Origin of the sequence: Burkholderia sp. Se-20373, from assembly GCF_017104705.1 — a bacterium.
Classification (GTDB): Bacteria; Pseudomonadota; Gammaproteobacteria; order Burkholderiales; family Burkholderiaceae; genus Burkholderia.
In genome coordinates this window covers 1-979 of sequence record NZ_JAAGPH010000361.1, presented here as the reverse complement: position 1 = coordinate 979, position 979 = coordinate 1, and the positions used below count along the sequence as shown (strand labels likewise).

Genomic DNA, 979 nt, shown 5'->3' with positions numbered 1-979 from the left:
TGACCTTCCCCCTCTGAAGTATCCCACTGTAAAGTTAGTGGCAAGGCCGCAGGAGAAACCTTGTCATGAAGAAGTCGCGGTTCAGCGAAGAGCAGATTATCGGGGTGCTGAAGGAAGCCGATGCCGGGATGAAGGTCGCAGACTTGTGCCGCAAGCACGGCATATCGGATGCGACGTTCTATAACTGGCGTAGCCGCTACGGCGGCATGGATGTGTCGGAAGCACGGCGATTGCGGCAGTTGGAGGAGGAAAACCAGCGACTCAAGCGGTTGGTGGCGGACCAGGCGCTGGACATCCAGGTTCTGAAGGACGTTCTCGGAAAAAAGTGAGTTCGCCCGCGCAGCGCCGGGAAGTCGTGCAGCAGGTGATGGAGCAGCACGACTATTCGGAGCGCCGGGCGTGCGCGCTCGTTGGCCTGAATCGCCGGACGTTCCGACGGCCAGTGCCACCTGACGTCGACCACGAAGTGCGGCAGCGGCTGCGCGAGCTGGCACAGGAGCGACCACGGTTTGGCTCGCCGCGCCTGCATGTCTTGCTGCGCCGGGAGGGCCTGGTCCAGAACCACAAGCGCACTGAGCGGTTGTACCGCGCAGAAGGTCTGTCGCTTCGCCTGAAACGGCGAAAGAAGCGCCCGAGTCATCTGCGCGTGGTGATGCCGACGCCTAACGGCGCAGACGAAAGCTGGGCGATGGACTTTGTCGCTGACGCGCTGGTGCATGGCCGACGTATTCGCATGTTGACCATCATCGACGCGTGGAATCGCGAGTGCCCGCACATCGAGGTCGACTTCTCGCTGACGGGCGTTCGGGTCGCGCGCGTGCTGGAGCAGCTACGTCAGCGGGGACGGCAGCCTAATCTGATTCAGGTCGACAACGGGCCAGAGTTCGTCAGCAAGGCGCTCGATGCATGGGCGCACGAACATGGCGTCAAGCTGCAGTTCATCCGTCCAGGTAAGCCGGTGGAAAACGCGCACATCGAG

Annotated in this window: 2 protein-coding genes; both read left to right on the top strand. The window is 62.1% G+C overall.

Annotated elements, in window-relative coordinates:
• Positions 1 to 65 precede the first annotated feature (65 nt).
• Positions 66 to 329, top strand: coding sequence for a transposase (locus G3N96_RS38760; protein ID WP_006764058.1), 264 nt, complete (start codon positions 66 to 68; stop codon positions 327 to 329).
• Positions 326 to 979 (top strand): IS3 family transposase (locus tag G3N96_RS38755; protein WP_206140495.1); only part of this gene is annotated, 654 nt, incomplete at its 3' end. The genes G3N96_RS38760 and G3N96_RS38755, both read left to right, overlap by 4 nt.

Coding starts and splice junctions, on each gene's coding strand:
- G3N96_RS38760 (WP_006764058.1), top strand. CDS start 66: ATGAAGAAGTCGCGGTTCAGCGAAGAGCAGATTATCGGGGTGCTGAAG.